Source organism: Acidithiobacillus thiooxidans ATCC 19377, assembly GCF_009662475.1.
Classification (GTDB): Bacteria; Pseudomonadota; Gammaproteobacteria; order Acidithiobacillales; family Acidithiobacillaceae; genus Acidithiobacillus; species Acidithiobacillus thiooxidans.
The window spans coordinates 2,983,312-3,008,727 of the sequence record NZ_CP045571.1 but is presented as its reverse complement, the minus strand read 5'-3'; the positions used below and the strand labels follow the sequence as shown (position 1 = coordinate 3,008,727).

28 protein-coding genes and 1 tRNA gene are annotated in these 25,416 nt (G+C 55.1%); 13 read left to right on the top strand and 16 right to left on the bottom strand.

Annotated features, from left to right (window positions below):
- Window position 1: 1 nt before the first annotated feature.
- From ispE to GCD22_RS15825, 3 genes are read right to left on the bottom strand one after another with little or no spacing between them, the layout of a single operon-like run.
- Window positions 2–847: a 4-(cytidine 5'-diphospho)-2-C-methyl-D-erythritol kinase gene (ispE, locus tag GCD22_RS15835; protein WP_031569936.1), complete on the bottom strand. Its 846-nt coding sequence runs from the start codon at window positions 845–847 to the stop codon at window positions 2–4.
- 2 nt (window positions 848–849) lie between these two features.
- Entirely contained in the window at window positions 850–1,500 is a 651-nt protein-coding gene (lolB, locus tag GCD22_RS15830) for a lipoprotein insertase outer membrane protein LolB (RefSeq protein ID WP_031569938.1), read from the bottom strand.
- On the bottom strand, window positions 1,497–3,158 hold the full coding sequence (locus GCD22_RS15825) for a tetratricopeptide repeat protein (RefSeq protein WP_024892909.1): 1,662 nt from the start codon (window positions 3,156–3,158) through the stop codon (window positions 1,497–1,499). Before GCD22_RS15825 ends, lolB begins: the two co-directional genes overlap by 4 nt.
- A 55-nt stretch (window positions 3,159–3,213) precedes the next feature.
- On the opposite strand from GCD22_RS15825, the gene hemA reads away from it, so the two are divergent.
- From hemA to GCD22_RS15800, 5 genes are read left to right on the top strand one after another with little or no spacing between them, the layout of a single operon-like run.
- Window positions 3,214–4,545, top strand: a complete 1,332-nt coding sequence (gene hemA / locus GCD22_RS15820) for a glutamyl-tRNA reductase (protein WP_031569940.1) — start codon at window positions 3,214–3,216, stop codon at window positions 4,543–4,545.
- Complete coding sequence (gene prfA, locus GCD22_RS15815) at window positions 4,542–5,636, top strand: peptide chain release factor 1 (RefSeq protein ID WP_010637733.1); 1,095 nt, start codon at window positions 4,542–4,544, stop codon at window positions 5,634–5,636. Before hemA ends, prfA begins: the two co-directional genes overlap by 4 nt.
- The gene (gene prmC / locus GCD22_RS15810; protein WP_031569942.1) at window positions 5,629–6,474 is read left to right on the top strand and encodes a peptide chain release factor N(5)-glutamine methyltransferase; all 846 of its coding nucleotides are present in this window, start codon (window positions 5,629–5,631) and stop codon (window positions 6,472–6,474) included. The genes prfA and prmC overlap by 8 nt, the downstream gene beginning before the upstream one ends.
- Window positions 6,467–7,279, top strand: a complete 813-nt coding sequence (gene mutM, locus GCD22_RS15805) for a bifunctional DNA-formamidopyrimidine glycosylase/DNA-(apurinic or apyrimidinic site) lyase (RefSeq protein ID WP_031569944.1) — start codon at window positions 6,467–6,469, stop codon at window positions 7,277–7,279. Before prmC ends, mutM begins: the two co-directional genes overlap by 8 nt.
- Before the next feature lie 16 nt (window positions 7,280–7,295).
- A complete protein-coding gene (locus tag GCD22_RS15800; RefSeq protein ID WP_031569947.1) occupies window positions 7,296–9,275 on the top strand; it encodes a dynamin family protein in 1,980 nt (659 codons plus the stop codon).
- On the opposite strand, the gene GCD22_RS15795 is transcribed toward GCD22_RS15800, so the two are convergent.
- Genes GCD22_RS15795 through rsmD form a run of 3 tightly spaced genes read right to left on the bottom strand, consistent with a single transcriptional unit; the run spans window position 9,259 to window position 10,621 of the window.
- Window positions 9,259–9,510: a YfhL family 4Fe-4S dicluster ferredoxin gene (locus GCD22_RS15795; RefSeq protein WP_010637741.1), complete on the bottom strand. Its 252-nt coding sequence runs from the start codon at window positions 9,508–9,510 to the stop codon at window positions 9,259–9,261. The genes GCD22_RS15800 and GCD22_RS15795 overlap by 17 nt on opposite strands.
- Window positions 9,511–9,538: 28 nt before the next feature.
- The gene (gene coaD, locus GCD22_RS15790; RefSeq protein WP_031569948.1) at window positions 9,539–10,063 is read right to left on the bottom strand and encodes a pantetheine-phosphate adenylyltransferase; all 525 of its coding nucleotides are present in this window, start codon (window positions 10,061–10,063) and stop codon (window positions 9,539–9,541) included.
- Between the two features lie 6 nt (window positions 10,064–10,069).
- A complete protein-coding gene (gene rsmD, locus GCD22_RS15785; protein WP_031569950.1) occupies window positions 10,070–10,621 on the bottom strand; it encodes a 16S rRNA (guanine(966)-N(2))-methyltransferase RsmD in 552 nt (183 codons plus the stop codon).
- A gap of 164 nt (window positions 10,622–10,785) precedes the next feature.
- On the opposite strand from rsmD, the gene ftsY reads away from it, so the two are divergent.
- The 5 genes from ftsY (at window position 10,786) to GCD22_RS15760 (ending at window position 14,838) form a co-directional block, all read left to right on the top strand.
- The gene (ftsY, locus tag GCD22_RS15780; RefSeq protein ID WP_226852277.1) at window positions 10,786–11,925 is read left to right on the top strand and encodes a signal recognition particle-docking protein FtsY; all 1,140 of its coding nucleotides are present in this window, start codon (window positions 10,786–10,788) and stop codon (window positions 11,923–11,925) included.
- Window positions 11,922–12,593 (top strand): cell division ATP-binding protein FtsE, encoded by a 672-nt coding sequence (gene ftsE / locus GCD22_RS15775; protein WP_010637749.1) that lies wholly within the window; start codon window positions 11,922–11,924, stop codon window positions 12,591–12,593. Before ftsY ends, ftsE begins: the two co-directional genes overlap by 4 nt.
- Window positions 12,590–13,498 (top strand): permease-like cell division protein FtsX, encoded by a 909-nt coding sequence (ftsX, locus tag GCD22_RS15770; RefSeq protein WP_031569957.1) that lies wholly within the window; start codon window positions 12,590–12,592, stop codon window positions 13,496–13,498. Before ftsE ends, ftsX begins: the two co-directional genes overlap by 4 nt.
- Window positions 13,499–13,649: 151 nt before the next feature.
- On the top strand, window positions 13,650–14,510 hold the full coding sequence (rpoH, locus tag GCD22_RS15765; protein WP_031569959.1) for an RNA polymerase sigma factor RpoH: 861 nt from the start codon (window positions 13,650–13,652) through the stop codon (window positions 14,508–14,510).
- A 4-nt stretch (window positions 14,511–14,514) separates the two neighbouring features.
- Window positions 14,515–14,838, top strand: a complete 324-nt coding sequence (locus GCD22_RS15760; protein ID WP_031569961.1) for a hypothetical protein — start codon at window positions 14,515–14,517, stop codon at window positions 14,836–14,838.
- A 26-nt stretch (window positions 14,839–14,864) separates the two neighbouring features.
- Here GCD22_RS15760 and hslU read toward each other — a convergent pair whose 3' ends face one another.
- The 7 genes from hslU to GCD22_RS15730 form a co-directional block, all read right to left on the bottom strand.
- Entirely contained in the window at window positions 14,865–16,187 is a 1,323-nt protein-coding gene (gene hslU / locus GCD22_RS15755) for an ATP-dependent protease ATPase subunit HslU (RefSeq protein WP_031569963.1), read from the bottom strand.
- Between the two features lie 2 nt (window positions 16,188–16,189).
- A complete protein-coding gene (hslV, locus tag GCD22_RS15750) occupies window positions 16,190–16,729 on the bottom strand; it encodes an ATP-dependent protease subunit HslV (RefSeq protein ID WP_010639818.1) in 540 nt (179 codons plus the stop codon).
- On the bottom strand, window positions 16,726–17,670 hold the full coding sequence (locus GCD22_RS15745) for a tyrosine recombinase XerC (protein WP_035209780.1): 945 nt from the start codon (window positions 17,668–17,670) through the stop codon (window positions 16,726–16,728). The genes hslV and GCD22_RS15745 overlap by 4 nt, the downstream gene beginning before the upstream one ends.
- Window positions 17,664–18,356, bottom strand: a complete 693-nt coding sequence (locus GCD22_RS15740) for a DUF484 family protein (protein WP_226859258.1) — start codon at window positions 18,354–18,356, stop codon at window positions 17,664–17,666. The genes GCD22_RS15745 and GCD22_RS15740 overlap by 7 nt, the downstream gene beginning before the upstream one ends.
- Complete coding sequence (locus GCD22_RS18055; RefSeq protein WP_010639806.1) at window positions 18,349–18,525, bottom strand: hypothetical protein; 177 nt, start codon at window positions 18,523–18,525, stop codon at window positions 18,349–18,351. The genes GCD22_RS15740 and GCD22_RS18055 overlap by 8 nt, the downstream gene beginning before the upstream one ends.
- 33 nt (window positions 18,526–18,558) lie before the next feature.
- On the bottom strand, window positions 18,559–19,476 hold the full coding sequence (gene dapF / locus GCD22_RS15735) for a diaminopimelate epimerase (RefSeq protein ID WP_404811862.1): 918 nt from the start codon (window positions 19,474–19,476) through the stop codon (window positions 18,559–18,561).
- Window positions 19,477–19,522: 46 nt separating this feature from the next.
- A tRNA-Gln gene (locus tag GCD22_RS15730) sits at window positions 19,523–19,596 on the bottom strand.
- A 197-nt stretch (window positions 19,597–19,793) separates the two neighbouring features.
- On the opposite strand from GCD22_RS15730, the gene GCD22_RS15725 reads away from it, so the two are divergent.
- Window positions 19,794–21,047 (top strand): porin, encoded by a 1,254-nt coding sequence (locus GCD22_RS15725; protein ID WP_031569971.1) that lies wholly within the window; start codon window positions 19,794–19,796, stop codon window positions 21,045–21,047.
- Window positions 21,048–21,201: 154 nt separating this feature from the next.
- Complete coding sequence (typA, locus tag GCD22_RS15720; protein ID WP_081577617.1) at window positions 21,202–23,028, top strand: translational GTPase TypA; 1,827 nt, start codon at window positions 21,202–21,204, stop codon at window positions 23,026–23,028.
- 281 nt (window positions 23,029–23,309) lie between these two features.
- On the opposite strand, the gene GCD22_RS15715 is transcribed toward typA, so the two are convergent.
- From GCD22_RS15715 to GCD22_RS15705, 3 genes are all read right to left on the bottom strand, one after another.
- Entirely contained in the window at window positions 23,310–23,912 is a 603-nt protein-coding gene (locus GCD22_RS15715; RefSeq protein WP_031570026.1) for a class I SAM-dependent methyltransferase, read from the bottom strand.
- Entirely contained in the window at window positions 23,909–24,292 is a 384-nt protein-coding gene (gene apaG, locus GCD22_RS15710) for a Co2+/Mg2+ efflux facilitator ApaG/CorD (RefSeq protein ID WP_024892925.1), read from the bottom strand. Before apaG ends, GCD22_RS15715 begins: the two co-directional genes overlap by 4 nt.
- Window positions 24,293–24,370: 78 nt before the next feature.
- A complete protein-coding gene (locus GCD22_RS15705) occupies window positions 24,371–24,664 on the bottom strand; it encodes a YhbY family RNA-binding protein (RefSeq protein WP_031570024.1) in 294 nt (97 codons plus the stop codon).
- An 89-nt stretch (window positions 24,665–24,753) separates the two neighbouring features.
- Here GCD22_RS15705 and GCD22_RS15700 point away from each other — a divergent pair, with 89 nt between their 5' ends.
- Window positions 24,754–25,413, top strand: coding sequence for an RlmE family RNA methyltransferase (locus GCD22_RS15700; protein ID WP_010637009.1), 660 nt, complete (start codon window positions 24,754–24,756; stop codon window positions 25,411–25,413).
- Window positions 25,414–25,416: the final 3 nt, after the last annotated feature.

Here is a 25,416-nt window from a genome sequence, read left to right as displayed (position 1 = left end):
CTCATTGCTCGGCAGGATCAAATAGAGGATGCCGATTACATCCTTTGACTGCCCAGGATCGCCATGGCAAAGGTACTTGTCCAGCGATGATCCGGGCGCTACTTGCATCTTCTGCAACCCCGAAAACACAGGCACCGCTCCCCGTTAAACGAACATTGCGCAAACCATGACTTTTCAGCCATTGGGTAGCGGATTCGACCTCCGGGTAGCGTGCACATACTGTGCTTTGCAGGGTGTTTTCCATGACCCCGCCGAGAAACGCGCCTATTGTGCTGGGCGGGTGCTGTCGTGTCAATTCTGGAGCGGTAAAAATTTCCCGGGTACTGACAGCAATGCCGGGATGTACGAGTACATAATGAGATTCTGGGACTTCAGCCAGAGCGGATAGCTGTTCACCGATTCCTTCTGCCCAGGCGCTCTGTCCAAAAATGAACACGGGAACATCCGCACCCAGTTGGGTGCCGAGGGCCATCAGCTCCTGGCGGGTAAAACCGGTTCGCCAGAGTCGGTTGAGAACGATCAGGGTGCTGGCGGCATCCGAAGAGCCACCGCCAATCCCGCCGCCCAGCGGCAGAACCTTGTCGATGTGAATATGGACCCCTTCCTGGATGCCAGCGTTTTCCATCAGCAGGCGGGCTGCACGGATGCTGAGATCATCTGCCTCAGCGACGGTTGCGGCTCCGCCACTTCGGGAGAATTGGCCGGCGGGTCGCGAACTGAATTGTAGCTGATCGGCAAAATCAATAAATTGAAAAACGGTCTGTAGTTCATGGTAGCCGTCGGGCCGTTGTCCGACGACCCGGAGCATCAGGTTCAGTTTTGCCGGGGCAGGGTAGGAAATGCTCATGTTTATTCTGCTTGACCCATTTGCCACTGAGTAATGGCCATCCGCAGGGCAATGCCATCCGGACCATTTGCCTGCAATAATTTGGGCATGGTCAGTCCGCCGACGGGGGTATATTGCAAATAGTGGACCTGCCAGGGGCCACTGCGGAGAATGTTCGGCAATCCTGAAGCGTTGTTGCTGATGGTGCTGGTGTTACCGCGCAAGCCGAGCATCCAGTCCGGCAGCTCCGCAGCCGGCAGTTCGACATGCAGGACCATGCTCAGTAGCGTGGACAGATTGCGAGCTTGCCGATGTTCTCCGGTGATGGTTTCCAGATGAGCCCCGGAAGCCTCTACCGTGATGCGTGCCACGGTTCTGCCCAGAGGGTCATAAATGGAAAGTTCCTGCAGCTGGGGCGACTGTTTCCAGCGAAAGCCAAAGTTTTCATTCTGTTTGGGTGTGCTGAGGACGGCTTCGCCACTGGCACGCCAGTATTTCAAGCTGGAAATTACCTGATTACGTTCCACTGTGGGGAGAACGCGGGATGTGTTGGGATGCACGGGAGTCATCGTCGCGCAGGCCGAGAGTGTCAACGCGAGAATGGCCCCGGCACCGAGTTGCAGTGCCCGGTTCAGCCTCATAAAAAGAAAAATTTTGCGAAAAGAAGGAGTCATGGCTGGCGGGTCAGTTCCTGGCGGAGAGGAGTGTCGTTGGGATTTTTGTCCAGCGCCTGTTGCCAGACGTTACGGGCTTCCTGATGTTTGCCGAGAGCCCAGAGGATACGTCCCAGATGCATGCTGAGTTCGGGATCATCAGGAAGGGCCTGGTGGGCTTTTTGCAAGTATTCCAGGGCTTTCTGGTTGTCGCCCTGACGATGATGGAGCCAGCCGATACTGTCCAGAATCTCCGGGTTTTCGGGTTCTAGTTCAATCGCTTGGTGTAATAGCGTGCTGGCTTCGGAGAGGTTCTGATTTCTTTCCACAAGGCTGTAGCCCAGAAAATTATAGGCCTGGGCATTATCAGGGGCGAGCTGAATGACCTGATGCATGGATTTCTCCATGGCTGGAAAATCATGGAGTTGTTCCTGGACGGCACCTTGGGCATACCAGAGCTCCGCATTTTCCGGAAGACGTTCGAGAGCTTGCTGAAGTATTTGCAGGGCCTGCTGCAGGTGGCCGCTGCCTTGTAACAAATCGGCCTGGAGCAGGGGAATCTGCGCCTCTTTGGGGTGAGCGGTTGCCAGAGTTTGCAGACGGGTCAGGGCTTTTTTATGGTCACCCAGCTGATACTCAACGCGTGCACTGTGCAGCTCCACTTCTGCATACAGGGGACCGGAGTGAATGCGCTGGTACCATTGCAGAGACTCCGCCCAGTGACCCTGGGCTTCATACAATCGGCCCAAATAGTAAATGGGTGCGGGGGATTGGGGCGCGAGATCACGGGCGCGCTGCAGATTACTTTGGGCTGCAGGCCAGTTGTGGCGTTCAATGTCCATGATCCCTAAGGACAAGGCGATTTCAGGATTATCCGGGTGTTGCCGCGCCATTCCCTGATAAATCCGGTAGGCCTGGGTCGTGCCCCCCATTTTCAGATAAAGCGCGGCCAAGTACTGGTGGGCTTTTGTCGCGTCTGGATGATGCGCTGTAAAAGACTGAATACTGTGCAGGGCCACGGTCGGCCCTTGGGTGGTTTGCAGGGCCTCGGCCAGTTGAATGGCAGCTTCCTGCCAGTCAGGTCGCAGGCTGAGCGCTTTTTCCAGCCAGGTGATAGCATGATCGGGATGGTTCTCGATCAGATCAATCCGACCCAAGGTGTAATAAGCACTGGCAGAGTTTGGATTTTTGCTGGCCAAAGCAGTTAATAGTCGCTTCGCTTCGCCACTTTGGCCGTGGGCAATCAGTAATTCCGAGAGTTGCAGGGTGATTTTGGGATCATCCGGAAAACGCGCCAGAGTTGCCTGGAGCAGGTTGATGGCTTGCTGTTCTTGACCTTTGGTCAGCAGCAGTGCTGCCTCAAACTGGTCGGCCTTGGCGCTGTTAGGTGCCAGTTCCCGCCATTTTCTGGCCAGGGTCAGGGCGTCATCAAAATCCCCGAAGCGGGCGGTAGCCTGGGTGGCGCGCTCCAGAACATTTGCCTCGGGTGCCAGTTTGGCTGCTTCCGCCCATGCCGGTATGGCGAGCTTCGGCTCCTGCTGCAAGGTCGCAAATTCGGCAACCAGGAGGTAATACAACTGTTCTCCAGTCATCCCGGCAGGCTTGGTATCGGCCACAGCATTCCCAGCGATAAGGCTGAGCAGTATTCCTGCCACCATGCCGCTCAGCTTGCTTCTCATACCATCTGCTCCGGATTGATCATTCAGCGAGCACAATAACTGCTGGCGCAGCGGCTTGCAATCCTGTGCGCGGTCAGCGACAATTCAGCCCCTCCATCGTCGCTCTGCAGGGACGGTCGCTGCTATTTTCTGCTTTGGTCTAAGTCATCATACTGCCCCGATTGCGGTTCGGGAAAAGGTCGCCTTTTCTCCGGAATCGCTGGCTGCGGCTTACCGCGATCTGCTTGATCAGGGACTCGTCAAGGAAGCTCTGATTGTATCTACCTGCAACCGCACCGAAATTTACGTGCATGGCGGTCATGGGTCGAATCGTCAGGCCTTGCAGAACTGGCTCTGTGCGTTTCATCAGATTGATCCCCGTTCTCTGGATGGACACATTTATTACTCCAGCGACGCAGAGGCTGTCCGCCATCTGTTTCGGGTAGCCTGCGGTCTCGATTCCATGATTATTGGTGAACCCCAGATTTTGGGACAGGTGAAAGATGCCTATCAGGCAGCTGCCGACAGTGGTGCAGCCGGTCCAGTCTTGAATCGCCTGCTGCACTGGACGTTTCGGGTTGCCAAACGGGTGCGTTCGGAAACCGCCATTGGCTCTGCCCCGGTGAGCGTGGCCTATGCAGCGGTCAGTCTTGCCAAACAGTTGCTCGGGGGTCTGGAAGGTCGCTCGGTATTACTGATCGGGGCTGGAGATACCATAGAACTGGTGGCTACCCATTTGCGGGAGCACGGCGTAAGCACTTTTGCTGTGGCCAATCGCAGCTCCGAACGTGGTGAGCAACTGGCCGCAAAGTTTGCGGGGAATGCCCATACCCTGGAAATGATCCCCAGTCTTCTGCATGACGCTGATGTGGTGGTGAGCTGCACGGCCAGCACCCAGCCCATTGTCAGCCGTGAGGCGGTGTCTGCCGTCATGGCGCAGCGCGAACGTGGTGATCTGATGCTGGTGGATCTGGCCGTACCCCGGGATATTGCCCCCGAAGTGGAAAGCATTGAGCAGTGTTATTTGTACACGCTGGACGATCTGAATGATATTGCCCAGGCAGGAATGCGGGCGCGACGTGAAGCCGCTGCAGCTGCCGAGTTGATCATTGCCGATGAAGTGGGCCAATTTCAGCAGTGGCGCGAAAGTCTGGATGTGGTGCCGGCTATCCGCCGCCTGCGCGATCACGTGGAAGAACGGCGTCAGGAGGAAGTGCGGCGTTTTCAGCATTATCTGGATCAGGGCCAGGATCCGCACGCGGTTCTGGATGCTTTTTCCAAGGCGCTGATCAATAAAGTGCTGCATGATCCCATTGCGACCTTGCGCCAGCCCTGCCAGGAAGCCACCAATGAGAGTCTGGTCGCGGCTTTGGACATTCTTTTTCATCTCAGTGATGCTGAAGGATGAGCCTCAGTCCGCGTTTGCAGGGCCAGCTGGAACAATTGGCCTTTCGCTTTGAAGAGCTGAGCCAGATGTTGACCAGCCCTGAGTTGGTCAATGATACCCAGCGCTTTCAGAGCCTTTCCAGGGAGTTGGGTGAAATCAGTCCCATACTGGATTTGTTACGCCGTCACGAACAGCGCCAACGCGATCATGACGAGGCGGAAAAAATGCTGCTTGAAGAGCGCGATCCCGATTTGCGGGAAATGGCCCATGACGAGCTGGCGAGCGCCAATAAAGATCTGGAGGAACTGGAAGAGTCCTTGCGCTTGCGCTTGTTGCCCAAAGACCCCAATGATGAGCGCAACGTTTTCGTGGAAGTACGTGCGGGGACCGGGGGAGAAGAAGCCGCTCTGTTTGCCGGCGACCTGGTGCGCATGTATACCCGTTATGCCGAGAGTCAGGGTTTTACAGTGCTGTTGTTGTCCGCATCGGAGTCGGAGCGGGGCGGCTACAAGGAGGCCGTGCTGGAAATCAGCGGGCGCGGTGCTTATTCCCGACTCAAGTTTGAATCGGGCGGCCATCGGGTTCAGCGCGTCCCGGAAACTGAAGCCCAGGGGCGTATCCATACCTCCGCCTGTACGGTGGCGGTATTGCCGGAGGTGGATACGGTCAGCGAGATCAATATCAATCCTGCGGATCTGCGAATTGATACCTTTCGAGCCAGTGGCGCCGGTGGTCAGCACATCAACAAGACCGATTCGGCTATCCGGATTACCCATATTCCTTCGGGTCTGGTGGTAGCCTGTCAGGAAGATCGCTCACAGCACAAAAACCGCGCCAAGGCGATGGCCTTGTTACAGGCCCGACTGCTGGAAACAGAGCAGGAAAAACAGCAGAGCAGTGCTGCACAAACCCGGCGGCTTTTGATTGGTTCCGGTGATCGCTCCGAACGCATTCGTACTTATAATTTTCCGCAAGGACGCCTGACGGATCATCGGATCAATCTGACCTTGTACCGGCTGGAAGCTATTCTGGCGGGAGATCTGGATGCCGTGATTGAGCCGCTGATCAAGGAATATCAGGCCGATTTGCTGCAAAATCTGGGTGATGATTAGTCTTCAGGATTGGCAGCGCCATCTGGGTGCACAGTTGGCGGCAGTCAGTGACCAGCCTATCCAGGAAGCGCGCTGGTTGATGACCCATGGTCTCGGTCTCCGTTCCACGGAACTTTTGATAAACCCGCAAAAGGTTTTGACTCCCACTGAAAGAGCACAATTACAGACACTTCTGGACCAGCGACTCAGCGGTGTGCCTCTGGCTTACTGTCTGGGTGAATGGTCCTTTTATGGACTGGATCTGACAGTCACTGCTGCAGTATTAATTCCTCGTCCCGATAGTGAATTGCTGGTCAGTCTGGCGCTTATGGAGAGTCAGGTAGAGGATGACCTGCAACTGCTTGATCTGGGCACAGGGTCCGGAGCACTGGCCCTGGTGCTGGCCCGTGAACGGCCGCAAGCCAGCGTTTTTGCGGTGGAGCAAAGCCCGGAAGCCTTGGCCGTCGCCCGGCTGAATGGGGATCGAATCGGGGTGAAAAACATCCAGTGGTTGCAAGGTGATTGGTATACTCCCCTGGATCCGAACCTGCGTTTTGATCAAATTATTTCCAACCCGCCTTATCTCGCCAGTAATGACCCCCATCTGCCGGACTTACAGCATGAGCCCAGGACTGCGCTGGTGGCTGGTGCAACGGGTCTGGAATGTCTGGAACCTATTATTATCGGTGCCCGTTCGCGCTTGCGCCCGGGGGGACGTATTTTGCTGGAGCATGGTTGCGAGCAAGCTGCTGCAGTGCACACACTCCTGCATGACCATGGTTTTCAGCAGGTACACACGCATTGTGATCTGGCGGGCAGAGAACGTGTAAGTAGTGCCAGGAGTCCTGATCATGCCTGAGTTACCGGAAGTGGAAGTGACCCGTCTGGGAATCAGTCCGCATCTTTTGGGAAAAAATCTGCAGGGCGCGATCGTGCGTGAATCACGTTTGCGCCTGGCTGTGAATGCGGACTTGAGCGCGCAGGTTGCCGGTCAGAAACTGGAGCAAATAAGACGGCGCGGCAAATATCTGCTGCTGGATTTGCAACGGGGCAGCATTCTGATTCATTTGGGGATGAGTGGACACTTGCGGGTACTCCCGCAGGACACTCCGGTGGAGAAGCATGATCATGTGGACCTGCTTTTTGCTCAGGATACGTGTTTGCGTTTCCATGATCCCCGCCGTTTTGGCGTACTTTGCTGGCTGAAAGAAGCGGATACGCACCCATTGATTGCCCGCCTTGGTCCCGAACCTCTGGGCGAGGATTTTTCCGGAGCCTATCTCCATGCTCAGAGTCGTCAGCGCCAGATTCCGGTAAAAGCCTTTCTGATGGATGCGCATCAAGTGGTGGGTGTGGGAAATATTTACGCCAATGAGGCCCTTTTTGCCGCAGGCATTGATCCGCGTCGCCCGGCCGGACGCATCTCTCTGGCTCGCTACACCCTCCTGGCCGCAGCCGTGCGTGTCGTGCTGGAAGCTGCTATTCAGCAGGGGGGGACGACTCTGCGCGACTTTACCCGACCAGATGGCAGAAATGGATATTTTCGACTATCTCTGGCGGTATACGGACGAGAAGGACAAGCCTGTATCCGCTGTGGAAAAGCTTTGCAGGGAATACGCATCGGCGGGCGGGCGACCACTTATTGTTCCCATTGTCAGCACTGACCTGTCGGGAGTACCCATGAGCCTTGAGCAGTCGATTACCCGGTCACCGATTTTGGAGGGCCTGTCTGCATTGAACCGCTGGCGCCAGGATCTGGTTAGTGGCCTGCACGAAATGGCAGCACTCACTGCCGACCTCGGCCTGCTGCCCAGCGGAACTATGCTGCAGCTGGAGACCCTAGCTTATGATACAGAGCAGGACAGTCTGCGCATTGCTTTTGTCGGGGAGTTTTCCCGGGGTAAAACCGAACTGATCAATGCCTTGTTTTTTTCGGATATGGGCCAGAGACTTCTGCCTTCCAGCTCCGGGCAGACCACCATGTGTCCCGTGGAAATTCGCGGTGCGCCGCAAGGACGTCCCGGTCTGCAGCTACTGCCCATCGCCAGCCGCAGCCTCGATGTCAGCATTGAAAAGCTTAAGAAGGCGGGAAGCGCCTGGCGCAAGTTCCCCTTGTCTGTGGCAGACAAAAAGGAGCGATCAGAGTCATTAGCGCACTTGACCGAAACGGTTTGTGTGGCCGTAGAAGATGCCCGGCGTATTGGTCTTTGCCCGCCGCTGAACCGTACCCCCAAAAATCGCGAACGCACGGTTTGCCCTTCTTGCGGATTGGGTAAGGTGCTGATTCCGCGCTGGCGGCACGCCATATTATATCTGGCACACCCGGTATTGGATGCAGGCTTGACAGTGCTGGATACCCCGGGCCTCAATGCCATTGGTGCCGAGCCGGAACTGACCTTCAGCATGCTCGCAGATGCGGACGCTATTGTATTTCTGCTGGGTGCAGACACCGGAGTAACGCAAAGTGATCTGATGATCTGGGACCAATACCTGATGCGCAATGCCCATCAAAAGCAAATTGTACTCTTGAATAAAATTGACACCCTTTGGGACGAATTGCGGGAAGAGGATGATATTCAACAGGAAATTACCCAGCAGGTGGCTAATACAGCAACCCGCTTACGTATCAGCCCTGATCAGGTCATTCCGGTTTCCGGTCAAAAAGGCCTGGTTGCCCGAATCCGTCAGGATGCGGAGCTGCTGGAGCGCAGTGGCTTGGCCGCGCTGGAACGCTCCATAGCGGAAGTACTTCTGCCAGCGCGTCATGAAACCATCAAGGAAAAATGCCGAATGCTCATAGAGCGGGCGGTGCTGGATCAAAAAAATATGTTGCAGGATCAGCGCCATCGTCTTTTAGCCCAAATGGATAGCGTACAAAGTCTCAAGGACCGTACGGCTGAAAAAATCCCCAAACTGGTTGCACAGCACCAAATCCTGCTCAAAAATTTTGAGCAGGATCGACAGGCTTTTGAAGAGAAAAAAGCCCGGTTTCGCCAGGCAGTGGAAGAGTTGTTGCTGATTCCTCTGGCTCCCAATACCTTTGATCTGGTGATCAGCAATGCCAAGGCGGAAATGCTCTCAGCCTGGACAACTGCAGGAATTGTCGAGCGTTTCCGGCAGTTTTTCAGTGAAGCCGTCGCCCACTTTGATCGGGCACTGGAGGGCGCACAACAAGTGTCTGCCATGGTCGCGGAAGAATATCAGGCCTTGCAGAAGCGTTACCGCCTGCCCCCCTTGCGGGCCGTGCCCTACGCCATGATGCCCAGACGTGCGGAATTAATGGATATGTCTGAAAGCTACGAGCGTTTTGGAATGATGCTGGAAATTGCGGTAAACACCCAAAGTAGCGTGGTGCGCAAGGCATTTTTGACGGTAGCGGGTCGTACCCGGGATTTTGTCGTCGAAACCCGTCGGGAGGCGGAAAACTGGGTGGATGAAATCATGGCCGTCATGAACCAGCAACTCCAGCTATTTCATCAAAATGCCGAGGAAGAGCTGAATTCACTACAAAGTATTGCCACGACTATGGGTAATATTGATACCAGAGTACAGCAGCTGGAACAGAGTCTTGCCGAGATTCAGGAGCAGAGTGACCGGCTTGATCGCCAATCCGCTCCACTCCTGAGTCTGCTGCGAGCGCCTTTCAGGCCTGTCCGGTAAGTTGCCGGAATTTGCTTTGCAGTTGTTCAGCAGATTCTGCATGGTCAGGATCTTTGCTGATACAATCCACCGGACAGACTTCCATGCACTGGGGCGTGTCGTAATGACCAACGCACTCGGTGCAGAGATTGGGGTCAATGACATAGATATTCGGCCCCATGCTGATGGCGCTGTTGGGACATTCGGGTTCACAGACATCACAGTTGATGCAGTTGTCATCAATAAGCAGAGACATTTATTTCTCCTTGGATCAATAGCATATTCTACTTTTCTGAATGGCTTAGGTCCACTCCGTTAAGAAAATGTCTTTTCAGGGCGCTGGCTACCGCAGGATGGACAAAAGCGCTGACATCTCCGCCCAGGCGACTGATTTCCCGAACCAGGCTGGAGGAAAGAAAAGTATGCTGATCAGAAGTCATCAAAAACAGGGTCTCAATTTGCGCATCCATGCGGCGATTGATGGAGGCCAATTGAAATTCATGCTCAAAATCAGAAATGGCGCGCAACCCGCGCAAAATCAGATGGGTTTTTTCTTCCTGCAAGAGGTGGATCAATAATCCGGAAAAAGCGCGTACCCGGACTCCCGGAATGCCTGTGAGGGTTTCCGTGGCCAGGGCGACTCTTTCAGTTAGAGGAAATATGGGATTTTTGGGAGTTTCCGAGGCGATGGCCACCACGACCTCGTCAAAAAGCTGGGCAGCGCGGCGGACCAGGTCTTCATGCCCATGGGTGATTGGATCAAAAGTGCCGGGATATATAATCCGTCTGGGCTGAGGTTTTGTGCGCATGTGCTCCTACTGCTTGCTAAACAGGGTGTAAAAAGCATCACCACAATGTCCGTGGCGATAAGACTGCCAACCTTGAGGAATATCTGCGGCCTGCCATTGTTCCGCAGCCGAGCTTTCCAGGTAAAGCCAGCAGGGTTTTTCCGATGTTGCGCAGGCAGCAAAACAAGACGCCAGACGCTGCGGCCAGCCCTGATCAAAGGGCGGATCAGCAAACACTATATCAAAGGAAGGCGCATTCTGCTGTAGATAGTGCAGAGCATTCTTGCCGGCAAGCTGGCTTTCCGGAATCCCACAAGCCTTGAGATTCTGTAACAACAGGGCGCGATGCCGGGGATTTTTTTCGACAAAAACCACTTCCTTGGCATCTCTTGACCAGGCTTCCAGCCCCAAAGCGCCACTTCCGGCGAAAAGGTCCAGAACCCGCGCGCCTGCAACCACCCCGCCCAACCAGTTAAACAGTCGTTCACGGACTACCCCGGGCGTAGGGCGAACGCCTGAATCTGAGGGGGTCAACAGCCGGCGACCTCGATGCCGTCCAGCAATGATGCTGACGGTCATGGATTTTTACCCCAAATTGCCGGTGACAGATAGTCATCAGCGATGGGCGCATTGTTCGCTGCGCTGCTTCGGTGGATAATGCAACTATTCATAATGTCTGAGGTTCTGCCCGTTCAATGGTTTTTAACTGGTTCAAGCGTAACAAAAGCCCTTCTCAGGAGGAAATGACAGAAGCCGCTGACGCAACTGTCCAGCCTGAGCCTGCTGAGGAAAAACCTGAGACTGTTCTGCCTGCACATGTTGAGGCAGTACCAGAAGCCGCATCTGAAGATGAGACCACCCCGCCACCCGCACAGCTATTGGAAGAGCCGGAAGATCAGCCAGCGGAGTCTCCCGATATGGCGTTGCCTGCTGCCGAACCTGCCGCTGGTTCCGTGCAAAAAGGGCTTTTTGCACGACTACGAGAGGGTCTGAACCGGAGTCGGGAGCAATTTACCGAAGGCGTCGGCCGACTGGTCCTGGGTAAAAAAGTCATTGATGACGAATTGCTGGAAGATCTGGAAGCGTTATTGTTACAAGCGGATCTGGGTTCTGCAGCGACTCGGGAAATCATGGCCTCGGTGACGGAAAAAGTGCGTCGTAAGGAACTGACAGATCCTGCCATCCTGAAAAAAGCCCTGCGCGATGCGTTGCTCGATATTTTGCGGCCGCGTGCGGAACTCTGGGTGCCGGAAAAGGGACGGACGCAGGTATTGATGATGGTAGGCATCAATGGTGCCGGGAAAACGACGACTACGGGCAAGCTCGCCGCACGCTGGAAGGCCGATGGGTTTTCCATGGTGCTGGCGGCCGGAGACACTTTTCGGGCGGCTGCGGTTGAACAGTTGCAGGGCTGGGGACAACGGGTGCAGGTTCCGGTAGTTGCGCAGGGAACCGGTGCGGATAGTGCCTCGGTAGTTTTTGATGCGTTTGCGGCGGCGCGGGCCCGATCTGCCGATCTGCTCATTGCCGATACGGCAGGACGCCTGCATACCCAGGACCATTTGATGGAAGAACTGAAAAAAGTCAAAAGAGTACTGGCAAAGAAGGATCCCGAAGCGCCCCATCAGGTCTGGTTGGTGCTGGATGCAGGAACCGGACAAAATGCCCTGAATCAGGCCCAGCAGTTTCATGAGGCTATTGGTCTGACGGGTATCTGTATTACCAAACTGGATGGCACCGCCAAGGGCGGGGTGGTGGCGGCTATTGCCAAGGCTCTGCCGATTCCGATTCGTTACATTGGTGTAGGCGAACAGGTGGCTGACTTGCGTCCCTTTGATCCAGAATCTTTTGTTGATGCCCTCTTCGCGGAGCCGAAGTCATGATTGAATTTATCAATGTCACCAAACATTATCCCGGCCGCCATCATGTGCTGCGTGAACTGAATCTTAAATTGCCGACCGGGCAGATGGCTTTATTGACTGGGCCTTCGGGGGCAGGCAAAAGCACGCTTCTGAAATTGTTGTTGCGTCTGGAGGACGTCAGTCATGGCACGCTGATGGTCAATGGCGTGGATGTTTCGACCCTGAAAAAACGCCATATCCCCGCCTATCGTCGGCGCATTGGGGTGGTTTTTCAGGATCACAAATTATTGATGGATCGTGACGTGTTCAATAATGTCGCCCTGACTTTGCAGGTCAGTGGGGTATCTGGAAAGCAGATTCAGAGCCGGGTAAGGGCAGCGCTGGAAAAAGTCGGATTGGGTAACCGGATTCATAATTTGCCGGCCACTCTGTCGGGCGGCGAACAGCAGCGGGTGGGGATTGCCCGGGCCATTGTGCATACCCCGGAAATTTTGCTCGCCGATGAGCCGACCGGTAATCTCGATGGTTCGTTGAGCACGGAAATTCTGGATCTGTTCCGGGACTTTCATCAGCACGGTACCACGGTTCTGGTGGCTACCCATGACCAGTCCCAGGTAGAACGTTTGGGGCTCCCCGTCTTTCATCTGGAGCAAGGGATGCTACAAAATTCCAAGGAGAAATCCGCGTGAGTGCCTTACATATTCGTCGGGAAGCCGCCCAAAATGCCTTGAACACCCTGCTGAAGCAGCCGTTAGCAACGCTAATGACCATTTTTGCCCTGGCTATTGTGCTGGCGCTACCTGTGGGCCTTTTTGCGGCGCTCAATAATCTCCAGCAATTGTTTGGGCAATGGCGAGATCAAGCCCAGATTTCACTTTTTCTCCATCAGGATGCTACAGAGCAAGACATACAGCAGCTGCAGAAGCAGTTACAGGGCAGCACCGGAGTCGTCAATGTGCGCTATGTCGGTAAGGAAGCCGCATTGAAAACGTTTGAAAAAAACGCCGGAATGACGGCTGCCATCAAAATTCTCGGAGAAAACCCACTCCCGGCTTCGTTTATTGTTGAACTGAATCCATTATCTGAAAGTCCGGCGGCCTTGCAGGCGCAAGTTCAGGAGTGGGCGCGTCAACCCGGAGTTGCCAGTGCCCAATCCGATTTGCATTGGGTGGCACGTCTGCAGGCCATTCTGGCCCTGGGCAAAAGGGCTGTCTGGATTTTGGCCATTATGTTGGCCGTGGGTGCAATTCTGGTTATGGGTAATACCATTCGCCTGCATATTGCCCAGCGCCGCGATGAAATTGATATTGCCAGTCTGGTGGGGGCAACGCGGGCCTTCATCCGCCGGCCGTTTTTGTATCAGGGACTGATTCAGGGGGCCATTGCCGGAATACTGGCCTGGATTATTATTGCGATTACCATCGCGATTTTGCAGGAACCGGTTGATCGTCTGGCGACTTTGTATGGTACCCGGTTTCAGCTTTTAGGCCTGACGGGTCTGGAAGGACTGATCCTGATTATTATCAGCGCTATTCTTGGTTGGCTGGGTTCACGCCTTGCAGTGGGTCAACACCTCGACCATACTTTTTCATAATGGATGAGCTGCCCTTGAAAATATTGTTCGGGATCTCCATCTAATCCTTATGCTCTATATGTATTGAGAGGCTCGGCTCAGTTTTTGGAATTAAGGAACCAGCTGCAGATCTTGAGAGTCCAATGTATGTTGATTGTTGCGAGGACTAACTATGAATGAACTTGCTATAGCCAGTAGGGATTTGGTCAGTGCAGACGGGCTGACGGCTTACCTGCGTTTTGTCAATGCCCAGCCCATGCTGGAGCCTGAAGAAGAGCGGGATCTGGCCCTGCGTCTGCGCGATCATGACGATGTCGAAGCGGCAAAATCCCTGGTGCTCAGTCATTTGCGCTTTGTGGTGCGGATTGCCCGGGGTTATCGGGGCTACGGCCTGCAGGAAGCCGACCTGATTCAGGAAGGGAATATCGGTCTGATGAAAGCCGTCAAGCGCTATGATCCTGATCATGGCGTACGCCTGGTCTCTTTTGCCGTACATTGGGTCAAAGCGGAAATTCATGAATTCATTTTGCGCAACTGGCGTATTGTCAAAGTGGCTACCACCAAGGCCCAGCGCAAGCTGTTCTTTAATCTGCGTTCCAGCCGAACCCACACGGGCTGGTTGAGTGGTGAGGAAAGTGCGGCCATTGCTGAAGATCTTGGCGTTACCCGGGAGCAGGTGCTGGAAATGGAAGGCCGGATGACTGGTCATGACTATTCCCTGAATATGGAGCCCGATGAGGAAAGTGGTCATTCGCGGGTCATGGAACTGGCTGATCCTGCGGAGTCCACTGTGGATCAACTCCTGGATAGGGATTGGGACGAGCACCAGCATACCGTATTGCAGAGTGCCTTGTCGGCCCTGCCTCAGCGTGATCGCTACATCATTGAAAACCGTTGGCTCAGCGAAGATCCCAAGACCCTACAAGTGCTGGGTGATGAGCTGGGAGTTTCGGCAGAGCGTATCCGCCAGCTGGAAAAAAGCAGCATGGGCAAGCTGCGTCAGAAAATGCTGGCACTCAGTCCGGCGGCCTGAAACGATGCTGTTGTTTCATATTGATGATGCAGGGCGCTGGCCGAATTTGTTGGCCAATGTGCGCAATGCAGCGGCGGCGGATCCCGAACAGGCGCTGCGCGTTATTGCCAATGGTCAGTCCCCGGTATCATTGTGGGCGCATGGTCACTGGCGGCGGGAAATCGAAGAGCGGATCAGCGCCGGTTTATGTGTGGATTTTTGTGAAAACAGTCTGCGCAACATGGGCCTTGATCCAGCCGCCCGGCCTGCTGGCAGTCATCTGGTTCTGTCTGGTGTCATTGCCATTGCCCAAGCCCAGGCGGCCGGAGCGTTTTATCTCAAGCCGTGAGCTACATTTCGGTAACACAACCCAATTTATAAAATATAGCGGGACAGGTCTTCGTCCTGGGCGAGGTCCTGCAAGCGTCCATCCACATAGGCTGCGTTGACTTCCACGCTGGGCTGACTCAGGTCTGGCGCTGAAAAAGCCACTTCTTCCAGCAGGCGTTCCATGATGGTATGCAGGCGGCGGGCGCCAATGTTCTCGACCCGTTCGTTGACCTGTTGCGCGATTTCGGCAATGCGCTGTACGCCATCATCAGTAAATTGCAGTGTGACCCCATCACTGGCGAGCAGGGCGCTGTACTGACGAACCAGGGCGTTTTCTGGCTCCTGCAGAATACGGACCAGGTCTGCCGCACTCAGGGCATCCAACTCTACGCGAATGGGGAGTCGTCCCTGCAGTTCCGGGATCAGGTCCGAAGGTTTGCTGAGATGAAATGCCCCGGAGGCAATGAACAGGATATGGTCGGTTTTCACCACGCCATAACGGGTGCTGACGTTGGATCCTTCCACTAGCGGCAACAAATCCCGCTGCACCCCTTCCCGGGAAATGTCGGTACCCTGCTGACTACCGGAGCGCACGGCGACTTTGTCGATTTCATCAATGAAAACAATGCCGCCAGATTGCACCCTTTCCAGGGCCAGAGCCCGTACTTCTTCTTCATTGACCAGCTTGGCAGCTTCGTCTTCCGTCAGCAGACGCCGGGCTTCTGCCACCGGCACCTTGCGGGTGCTGGTTTTACCCTGGGACATATTGGAGAACATATCCCGCAGCTGGTTGGTCATTTCTTCCATACCCGCTGGTGCCATGATTTCCACACCCGCTTTGGGAGCCGCAACCTCAATTTCGATTTCCTGCTGATCCAGCTTGCCCTCGCGGAGCATTTTGCGGAATTTCTGGCGGGTCCCTTCATCGCTGCGTGGCACCGTGCTGTCCCGGGGGCCGGGAATCAACGCATCGAGAATGCGTTCTTCGGCCATTTCTTCAGCGCGCTGGCGCATGGCCGTTTGGCGTTCACTACGAATCATGTCTACGGCCGTTTCGGTCAAGTCCCGGATAATGGATTCCACATCCTTGCCGACGTAACCCACTTCTGTGAATTTGGTGGCTTCGACCTTGATGAAAGGGGCGTTGGCCAATTGCGCCAGACGGCGGGCAATTTCGGTTTTGCCGACGCCGGTAGGCCCAATCATCAGGATGTTTTTGGGGGTGATTTCCTGATGCAGGGGGGCAGGCACCTGGCCGCGCCGCCAGCGGTTGCGCAGGGCAATTGCCACTGCACGCTTGGCGTCAGACTGGCCGATGATGTACTTGTCCAGTTCCTGGACGATTTCACGGGGGGTCATTTCAGACATGCTCATAGTTCTTCAATCGTATGGTTGTGGTTGGTATAAATGCAGATGTCCCCGGCGATGCCCAGCGCCCGTTCGGCGACCTCACGGGCTGGCAACTCGGTATTTTCAAGCAGGGCACGGGCTGCAGAAAGGGCAAATGGACCGCCGGAGCCAATGGCAATAATGCCGAATTCCGGTTCCAGCACATCGCCCTGGCCGGTAATAATCAGACTTTGTTTATCGTCCGCAACGGCCAGCATCGCCTCCAGGCGCCGCAATACCCGGTCGGTGCGCCACTCTTTGGCGAGTTCAACGGCCGCCTTGGCCAGTTGTCCGGGATGGGCTTTCAGTTTGGCCTCAAAGCGTTCGAGCAGGGTAAAAGCATCGGCGGTGGCCCCCGCGAAGCCAGTCAATACGCCCGGTTCAATGCGGCGTACCTTGCGGGCATTGCCTTTCATGACGGTATTGCCAAAAGTTACCTGACCATCTCCGGCCATCACCACATTGCTGCCGCGACGCACGCAAAGTATGGTGGTGCCGTGCATGGGTAATGCATCTGTCATAACTTGTCCTCGGTTTCCGGGCGTTTTGTGTGTCTGGCGCGCGGGTGAGCCGCATCATATACATGCGCCAACTGCTGGTAGTCCATATGGGTATAAATTGCCGTGGTTGCAATACCTGCGTGTCCCAAATACTCCTGCACGGCGCGCAAATCTCCGGCGGACTGGAGAAAATGGCTGGCTGCACTATGGCGCAGGGTGTGGGGATGAATATGCTGCCCCAGGCGTTTTTCTCCCATTTCCTTTATGCGGATCTGAATGCTGCGAACACTGAGGCGATGACCAGCGGCGTTGAGCAGTAAAGCGTTTTCTTCAAGCAGATGCTTGTCCATAAGCAGAGCATGACGGAGGGGTAAATACAGATCGAGCATTCGCCAGACGGTTTTTCCGGCTGGAACAATGCGCTCCTTGCTGCCTTTGCCCATGACCCGCACGGTCCCGCCATGACGATCCAGATCCTGCAGGTCCAATCCCGCCAGTTCACTGACGCGCAGGGCGCTGGAATAGAGCAGTTCCAGGATCAGTTGATCACGGCTCTGCGCAAAATTGGGGGCTGTAGAGGGCTTTTTGACAGGGTCCATCAACTGTTTGGCCTGATCGACGGTCAACCAGTCCGGCAGGCGTTGTTCGGATTTAGGCATCATGATGCCCTGCACCGGATTCGACAAATCCGGTGATGCCTTTTGCAAATGCCGATACAGGGCACGCAGGGCGGCGAAGCGTCTGCGCAGGCTGCGCACGGCCACTCCACGACTGCGTTCCGCCATCAGATAAGCGCGCAAATCGCCGGGCTGAATATGGGCAATGTCCTGATGTCCACGGCTTTGCATAAAGTGCAACCAGCCTTGTAAGTCGCGATGATAAGCCGCGACGGTGGCAGGGCTGCTGCGCCCGTTGCGGGCAAGCGTGTCTGTGAAGTCGTTGACTGCTTCCTGCATCAACATGGGGTCAGGCAGCGATCCAGAGCGGCCGTCACCAGACGGGCAATTTGATTGAGCAAATCCGCACCCGCATCCTTGGCATAACGCATAGGATCTTGACTGCCCAGCACAATGCCCGCCTGAATATGCTGGCCGACCAATGGAATCAGGGCAAAAGATTCCAGAGCCGCGCCCTCGGCTGCAAACAAGGTACTTCGCAATGTCGGATTGAGAGATAGGCCGGTAGCCGCTTGGGTGGGCGGCGAGCCGTCCAGTATCTCCAGAAAATCCGCTTCTTCAAGCGCCGTAAACTGGGGTAGACCCGACACCGGCGTGCGGGCAATTAGGGCCAGCGCCTCCACCTGAAAACCTTCGTGCAGCCGGGTCAGTACGGTATTCAAGGTAGCCGGACAGTCCGGCGTGTTCAGCAATTCGGTGGCCAGATCAGAAAGGTGCAGGCCCAGCGCCGCATTTTGTTGGGCGGCACCCAGCAGGGCGGCAATGCGCTGCTGCAGGCGGCTATTTTCGTCGCGTAAAACCTGTGCCTGTCTTTCCAGCAGGGAAGAAGCTGACCCGCGACCGACATGGGGAAGGGTCAGGGACAGTAACAAATCTTCCTGATCCCATAAATATTGCGGATGTTCGAGCAGGTACTGGCGGACTTGTTCTGCCTGATCATCGTGTTCGGGGGCTGTTGCCAACTTAATCATCCTCCCAGTGGGTGTCGCTGTAGCGTTCGGGGGCACTGTGTACTTCCAGCGCCGCGATCAGATGGGCGAGGGTTTCGCCTTCCTGATCTGTCAGTTTGTGCAGAAAAGCCAGATCCCGGGCGTCGCAGTTCAGGCTGTCAGCTATGGCTTGTACTGTGGTGTTCTGCATGAGGATGTTCCCCTTTGTCTGTCAAACAATGCGTTATAAGGGCCAGGTTCCGTCAAAAACCACCTGCGCTGGTCCTGTCATCATAACGGCTTGTCCTGGTCCTGCCCATTGAATGTGCAAGCGACCCCCCGGAAGATCTACCGCAACGGCCGGGTCCAGCGCTCCCCAGCGGATCCCGGCCACCACCGCCGCACAGGCATTACTGCCGCAGGCCAGGGTTTCTCCGGCACCACGTTCCCAGACCCGCAGACGAATATGGGAGCTGTCACAGATTTCCATGAATCCGACATTGCAGCGCTGCGGAAAATCCGGGTGCTTTTCGATTTGTGGCCCGAGCTGGGTGACGGGTGCTGTGGCCACATCCGGCACGCGCAGCACGGCATGGGGATTACCCATGCTGAGTGCGGCCAGGCGCAGGGTGTCATGATGGACTTCCAGCAGGTATTCGGGGCCTTCTTCCAAGGTTTTAAAAGGAATGGCCTCCGGAGCAAAACGCGGAGCCCCCATATTGACGCTTACCTCGCCATTTTCGAGAATACGCAGTTGCATTTGTCCGGATTGGGTTTCTACCTGAATGACTTCCTTGTCACTGAGCCCCGCGCGGCGGACAAAAACCGCAAAGCAGCGCGCACCATTACCACACTGAGCAACTTCACCGCCGTCCGCATTGAAAATGCGATAACGAAAATCACAGTCCGGGGACTGGGGGTTTTCTACCAGCAGGATTTGATCGCAGCCGATACCAAAATGGCGGTCAGCCATGGCGCATATTTGTTCTGGCGTCAGATGGACCCGCTGGCGGATACCATCGAACACGACAAAATCATTGCCGAGGCCATGCATTTTCGTGAAATTCAGTACGCTGCGGGCAGTTTGATCGGTTTTAGCTATCATGGACAAGAGTTTAGCACGGACTAAGGCGGAAGGCTCGAAAAGGGTCAGTGTCATCATGGCAACAAAAAAGCGCCAAGGAAAAACCTGGGCGCTGCTATGTTCTTGGCTGGGGAACGTGGATTCGAACCACGGTTAGCGGAGTCAGAGTCCGCTGTCCTGCCGCTAGACGATTCCCCAAGAGTGGCGGCGATGATAGCTTCAGGCCAGCTTCCCTGTCAAACCGGATTGCCGGATCAGGTGAAAATAACCCTGGCTTTGTATTTATTTTGCCGACGTTGTAAAAAAGGTGTTGTCAAAATGTTTCATAGTGTCCACACCGGTGCTATAACTTGCACCGTAGTATCCAAACAATGCTCTCGAGGAGGAGCTTTATCATGAAGAAGAATCTTATCGCTTTGGCCGTTGCGGCCGCAGTTTTGGTTCCTGGAGTGGCTTTTGCTGCAGATAGTGACACTTCCAGCAAGGTATTTCTGCCTGAGAACTCCCAGGATACCGGTCCTATCCTCTATGGATTTGCCCAGATTACCGGTAGTCAGCAGTTTGGTACGCCCGGAAACGAGGGTCTTATTTTCGGTGCGCATCGCATTCGTCTGGGTGTGAAGGGTACCGCTGTTCCCGGCGTGACCTATAACTTCCAGTACAAGTGGGATGGTGCTTGGATGAGTGGCGGTTCTTTGGAAAATGCCAACAAAATTTTCCCAGGTGTGAGTGGTGAGTCTGGCGTTCAAGATGCCGAAATCAATTTTGGTTTCATTCCTGAAGTCCAGCTGAAAGTCGGTAAGTTCCGTGTCCCGGTCGGCATGGAGCGGACCCAGTTCGGTGGTGATGACTTGTGGTTTATCCAGCGTTCTATGAATCAGTCCTTGGGCGCCGACCGTAGTGCTGGCATTATGTTCCATAGCCCCGACGTAATGAATACAGGTGTGTACTACAGCTTGGGTGTGTTTGATAATCATTCTCTGGATGGAAACAATGCATTTACACTGTTTGGTAACGGTAACCCGACAGGTATAGCTAATGTTGGGGTTCCCTTTGTAAAAACCACAGCACAGACAAGTGTGGGCGGAGTATTGACGCAGGGTTCTGGCCGTTATTTGTTTGCGGGTATGGTGGGATACAAGCTGAATCCGTTATTGAATATTGAGCTTTCTGGTGCGCGTGCGGATGCTTTGAATGCTGGCCCAGGTCTGGCTAATTCCATTACAGCGTGGAACGTGGGTGCCCGTGGTGGAATGATGGGCCTCAAGTACATGGGTGAGTATAGTCATGTCACCAGTTACCAGGGTGTTGGCGGATTGAATGCCAATGATTGGTACGTCGCTTTGGCTGCTAATTTGCATGAAATGACCTTGACCCCAGATTGGTTGGATATTGAGCCAGCAGTTCGTTTCGAGCGTTTCAACTGGAACTACAATGGTCAAGCGCAATACCTCAACAATACGACACTTGGTATCAACTACTCTGTGAATCCTGACAACCCCTACGCTGCCCGTATTCAGTTGAACTACGTGATTCCCACGCAGGGTGCTGCCTTCCGCACTGCATATGCTGAGGGTAACACAGGTGCAGTTCCTACTAACGGCTACATCTACAACACCTTGGTGTTGCAGTTCCAGGCTGGTTTCTAAGTCAAAGCAATTCCCGGGCGGCTTCGGTCGCCTCCTTGCCGCCCCTTCGGGGGCGGTTTTTATTTGCTTTTTGAGCAAGATACCGTTATAAGAAAACCCGCTGCGGGGAGGTTTTATCCCGCGTTTTTTCTTATGACCGTTTTGGGGAATATCAGTGGCTCGTCAAATTCGTAATATCGCTATCATCGCCCACGTTGACCATGGCAAAACCACGCTGGTGGATCAGTTGCTCCGTCAGTCCGGTACTTTTGCCGCACACCAGCAGCTGGAAGAGCGGGTGATGGACAGCAACGATCTTGAAAAAGAGCGCGGCATTACCATTATGGCGAAAAACACGGCGGTGCAATGGGGCGATACCCATATCAACATTGTCGACACTCCCGGACATGCGGACTTCGGTGCCGAGGTGGAGCGGGTGCTGGGCATGGTGGATGGCGTACTGCTGCTGGTGGACGCTGTCGAAGGCCCGATGCCGCAGACCCGCTTCGTGACCCGCAAGGCCCTGGAGCTGGGTCTGAAACCTATTGTCGTTATTAATAAAGTAGACCGCCCCGGCGCTCGCGCCGACTATGTCATCAGCGCCACTTTTGATCTTTTCGATAAACTCGGTGCTACCGAAGAACAACTGGATTTCCCGGTTATTTACGCCTCTGGTCTGCAGGGCTATGCGGGTGAAGATCCTGAGGTGCGCTCGGGTGACATGAAACCCCTATTCGAGATGATTCTGACCCATGTGCATGCCCCGGAAGGTGATCCGGAAGGCCCTTTGCAAATGCAGATTGCCGATCTGGATTACTCCAGTTATGTGGGTCGTATTGCTATTGGCCGGATCCGCCGTGGTTCCATGAAACCCGGTCAGGATATTGTCCTGATTCATGGTGTGGATCAGACCCAGACCAAGGCGCGGATTTTGCAGTTGCTGGGTTTTGATGGCCTCAAGCGGGTGCCCTGGGAAACGGCCACGGTGGGCGATATTGTGGCGGTGACCGGTATTGAAGAGCCTTCCATTGGTGCGACCATTGCCGCACCGGAAGCGCCCGAAGCCCTGCCCTGGAAACCGATTGATGAACCGACCCTGAACATGACCTTTCAGGTGAATACCAGCCCCTTTGCCGGGCGCGAAGGCAAGTTTGTCACCAGCCGCCAGTTGCGCGATCGCCTGTATAAGGAGTTGCTCATTAACGTAGCGTTACGGGTGGAAGATACGGATAATGCCGATGTGTTCATGGTGTCCGGACGCGGCGAGCTGCATCTCACCATCCTCATTGAAAACATGCGCCGGGAAGGCTATGAACTGGCCGTATCCCGTCCCCGGGTGATTCAGCGTCAGGTGGATGGTGTCTGGGAAGAGCCTTATGAAGCCTTGACCGTAGACGTGGAAGAAACCCACCAGGGCACCATCATGGAGCGTCTGGGCATCCGGCGCGGTGAATTGCAGGACATGATGCCCGATGGTCGTGGCCGGGTGCGTCTGGAATACAAAATTCCCGCACGCGGTCTGATCGGCTTTCATACCGAGTTTCTGACGGCCACTTCCGGTACAGGGGTGATCAGCCATATTTTCGACGGATACGGTCCGGTCAAGGGCAGCATTCCGGCGCGTAATAATGGTGTGTTGATTTCTGCAGAAGAAGGCGAAGCAGTGGGTTTTGCCCTCTTCAATCTGCAGGATCGGGGGCGGATGTTTGTCAGCCCCGGAGATAAGGTTTATGAAGGCATGGTGATTGGTATTCATAGCCGCGACAATGATCTCGTGGTCAACCCCCTCAAGGAAAAGAAACTGACCAACATGCGGGCTTCAGGTTCTGATGAAAACATCATGTTGACGCCACCCATCAAGATGACGCTGGAAGCTGCGGTAGAGTTTCTGGCCGACGATGAACTGGTGGAAGCAACACCCCAGTCCATCCGGATTCGCAAGCGCTATCTCACAGAAAACGAGCGTAAAAAAGCGTCACGTGGCGGTGCCGGAAACGGTTAAGCCCTAAAAACGACAGTTGCCGTGGGTGCTTTGCAGCGTGTTTCGAGCCGTTGTTGTTCTTGGCGAAATCCAGCGCTCGTCAGGAAAGCTGTCTGAGCCCGCAGGGCGAGTTCTCTCCTGACAGCAGGATGAGCCCTAGAACAACAGGCGAGGAACAACGGAGCAAAAAGCATCCACGGCAACTGCCGTTTTTAAGTTAAGAGGACCTTGCCCCCTTAACACGCTGTGTTCGGTGGCTGACTGCAGGCCCTGAAGCTGCAACGCTTACCGGGCTTGATATTTTATGCGGTCTTTTCCAGCGTGATGAGGCGGAACCAGCCGCCCATGGCACCCGGTTCGTTACGCATACACTGCAATTCCGGGCGCTCTTCCAGAATTTCCTCAAAGGTCAGATCGGTATGGGTGGCCACGGCACCCGCTACCCGACCCAACGCACGTCTTATCCATGCTTTTTGGCCGGGGCGTAAAAATTTGTCGAGTAGCAAAATCCGGCCCCCGGGTTTGAGAACCCGGCTGGCTTCTGCCAACGCTTTGCCGGCATTGGGGACCACCGCCAGAATCAAATGCATCACCACAAAATCGAAGGTCGCATTGGCAAAGGGCAGTACTTCTGCGTCTGCCTGAACCAATGGAATGGGACTTGGCAGATTTTGCGCACGGCGCAGCATGGCATAGGTCAGGTCAATGCCAATGGCGGTACAGTGATTTGGCAAAAAGGGAATGTCCAGCCCGGTGCCAATGCCATCAATTAAAATCTGACAGGACGCATTCTGGGGGATTTGGCGGAGGCTGCGCTGACGTAAAGGTTCGGAAAAGCCGCGTACTGCCTGATCGTAAATGGGCGCCCAGATGCCGTAGGCGCGTTGTAGGCTGCTGCGGCTCAATGAAATACCGTAGCGACGGCCAGACGAAATGCAGGAATGGGGCTTTCGAAGGTTTCCCCATCTGCAGTAATCCATTCGTAACTGCCGTGCATGCTGCCTACAGCCGTAGAGAGAACTGAGCCGCTGGAATAGCGAAAGCGTTGTCCAGGCTGCAGAGTGGGCTGTTCGCCGACTACGCCGGGACCTTTGACTTCCTGGATATGGCCTTCGGCGTCGGTAATAATCCAATGACGATTGAGCAGCTGTGCGGTTTGCGGGCCGTGGTTTTCGATGGTGATCTGGTAGGCAAAAGCATAGTGCGCCTGCTCGGGACTGGATTGTTCGGGAATATATCGGGTTTCTACGGTGATCCGAATGTCTGTGGGGGCGTTTTCTGCCATGATCTTTACTCCGGGCGTTGAGCCGCTAGGATTATCAAGAACCAGTCTAACGAGCGGGAAGCCACCTGCCAAGCCGCTTCAGCGTCGTTTGTTGGGCATTTTTGCAGCAGGCCGGAGCCGATACAGGATGACAATACGGCCAATACGGCCAACGATTTCGGCGTGACTGGCGCTGACCAACCGGGTAATCAGGGCATCGCGCAGCGCATGTTCCACTTGCGGCAAGCGGACTTTGATGAGTTCGTGAGCATCCAGAGCGATTTCCAGTTCGGCGAGCAGGGCATCAGTGACGCCCTGAGCACCAATCATCACAACCGGTTTGAGGGTATGGGCCTGACCGCGCAGGTTTTGTCTTTGTTTGGCGTCCAGCATGGTATCCTCGTCAGACAGATGATTCGATAAATGGTGGACGGGAGTGTACGTTTGCGCGATGCGGTGGTCAAAGGTCGGAGGTTGGTGCAGTGGCTAGAAGTAAATCCAGTGAAAAATGGCTGAAAGAACATTTTCGGGATGTGTTCGTGCAGCGTGCCATGAAAGAAGGATATCGTTCCCGGGCAGCCTATAAATTACTGGAAATTCAGGAGAAGGATCGGCTGATTCGCCCCGGTATGCGCGTCCTTGACGTAGGTGCCGCGCCGGGCGGCTGGACCCAGGTGGCTGCCCCGCTCATCGGCCGTAACGGGCGGCTGGTGGCTGTGGACCGCCTGGCCATGGATCCGGTCGCCGATGTCACGGTAATTTGTGGTGATGTTTACGAAGATGCGGTGATTGCCGCCTGTCGTGAGGCCCTGCCGGAAGGTGCCGATCTGATCATGAGTGACATGGCCCCCAATATGTCCGGAATCGCCAGTGTCGATCAGGCGCGCGCCATAGACCTGGCGGAGCTGGCGCTGGATATGGCCCAACGCTGGCTGCGTCCGGGCGGGTCACTGTTGATCAAGGTGTTTATGGGGGCGGGTGCTGAAGAGCTGCGTCGTGCCCTGCGCAAGGATTTCAAAAAAATTGTGGTACGTAAACCGGAAGCTTCCCGCGCCCGTTCTACCGAACAGTACTGGCTGGCGCTGGACTTTCAGGGAGTTGCACAGGAAAGGTTGGACAACGCGCCAGCGAGTTCCCTATAATCT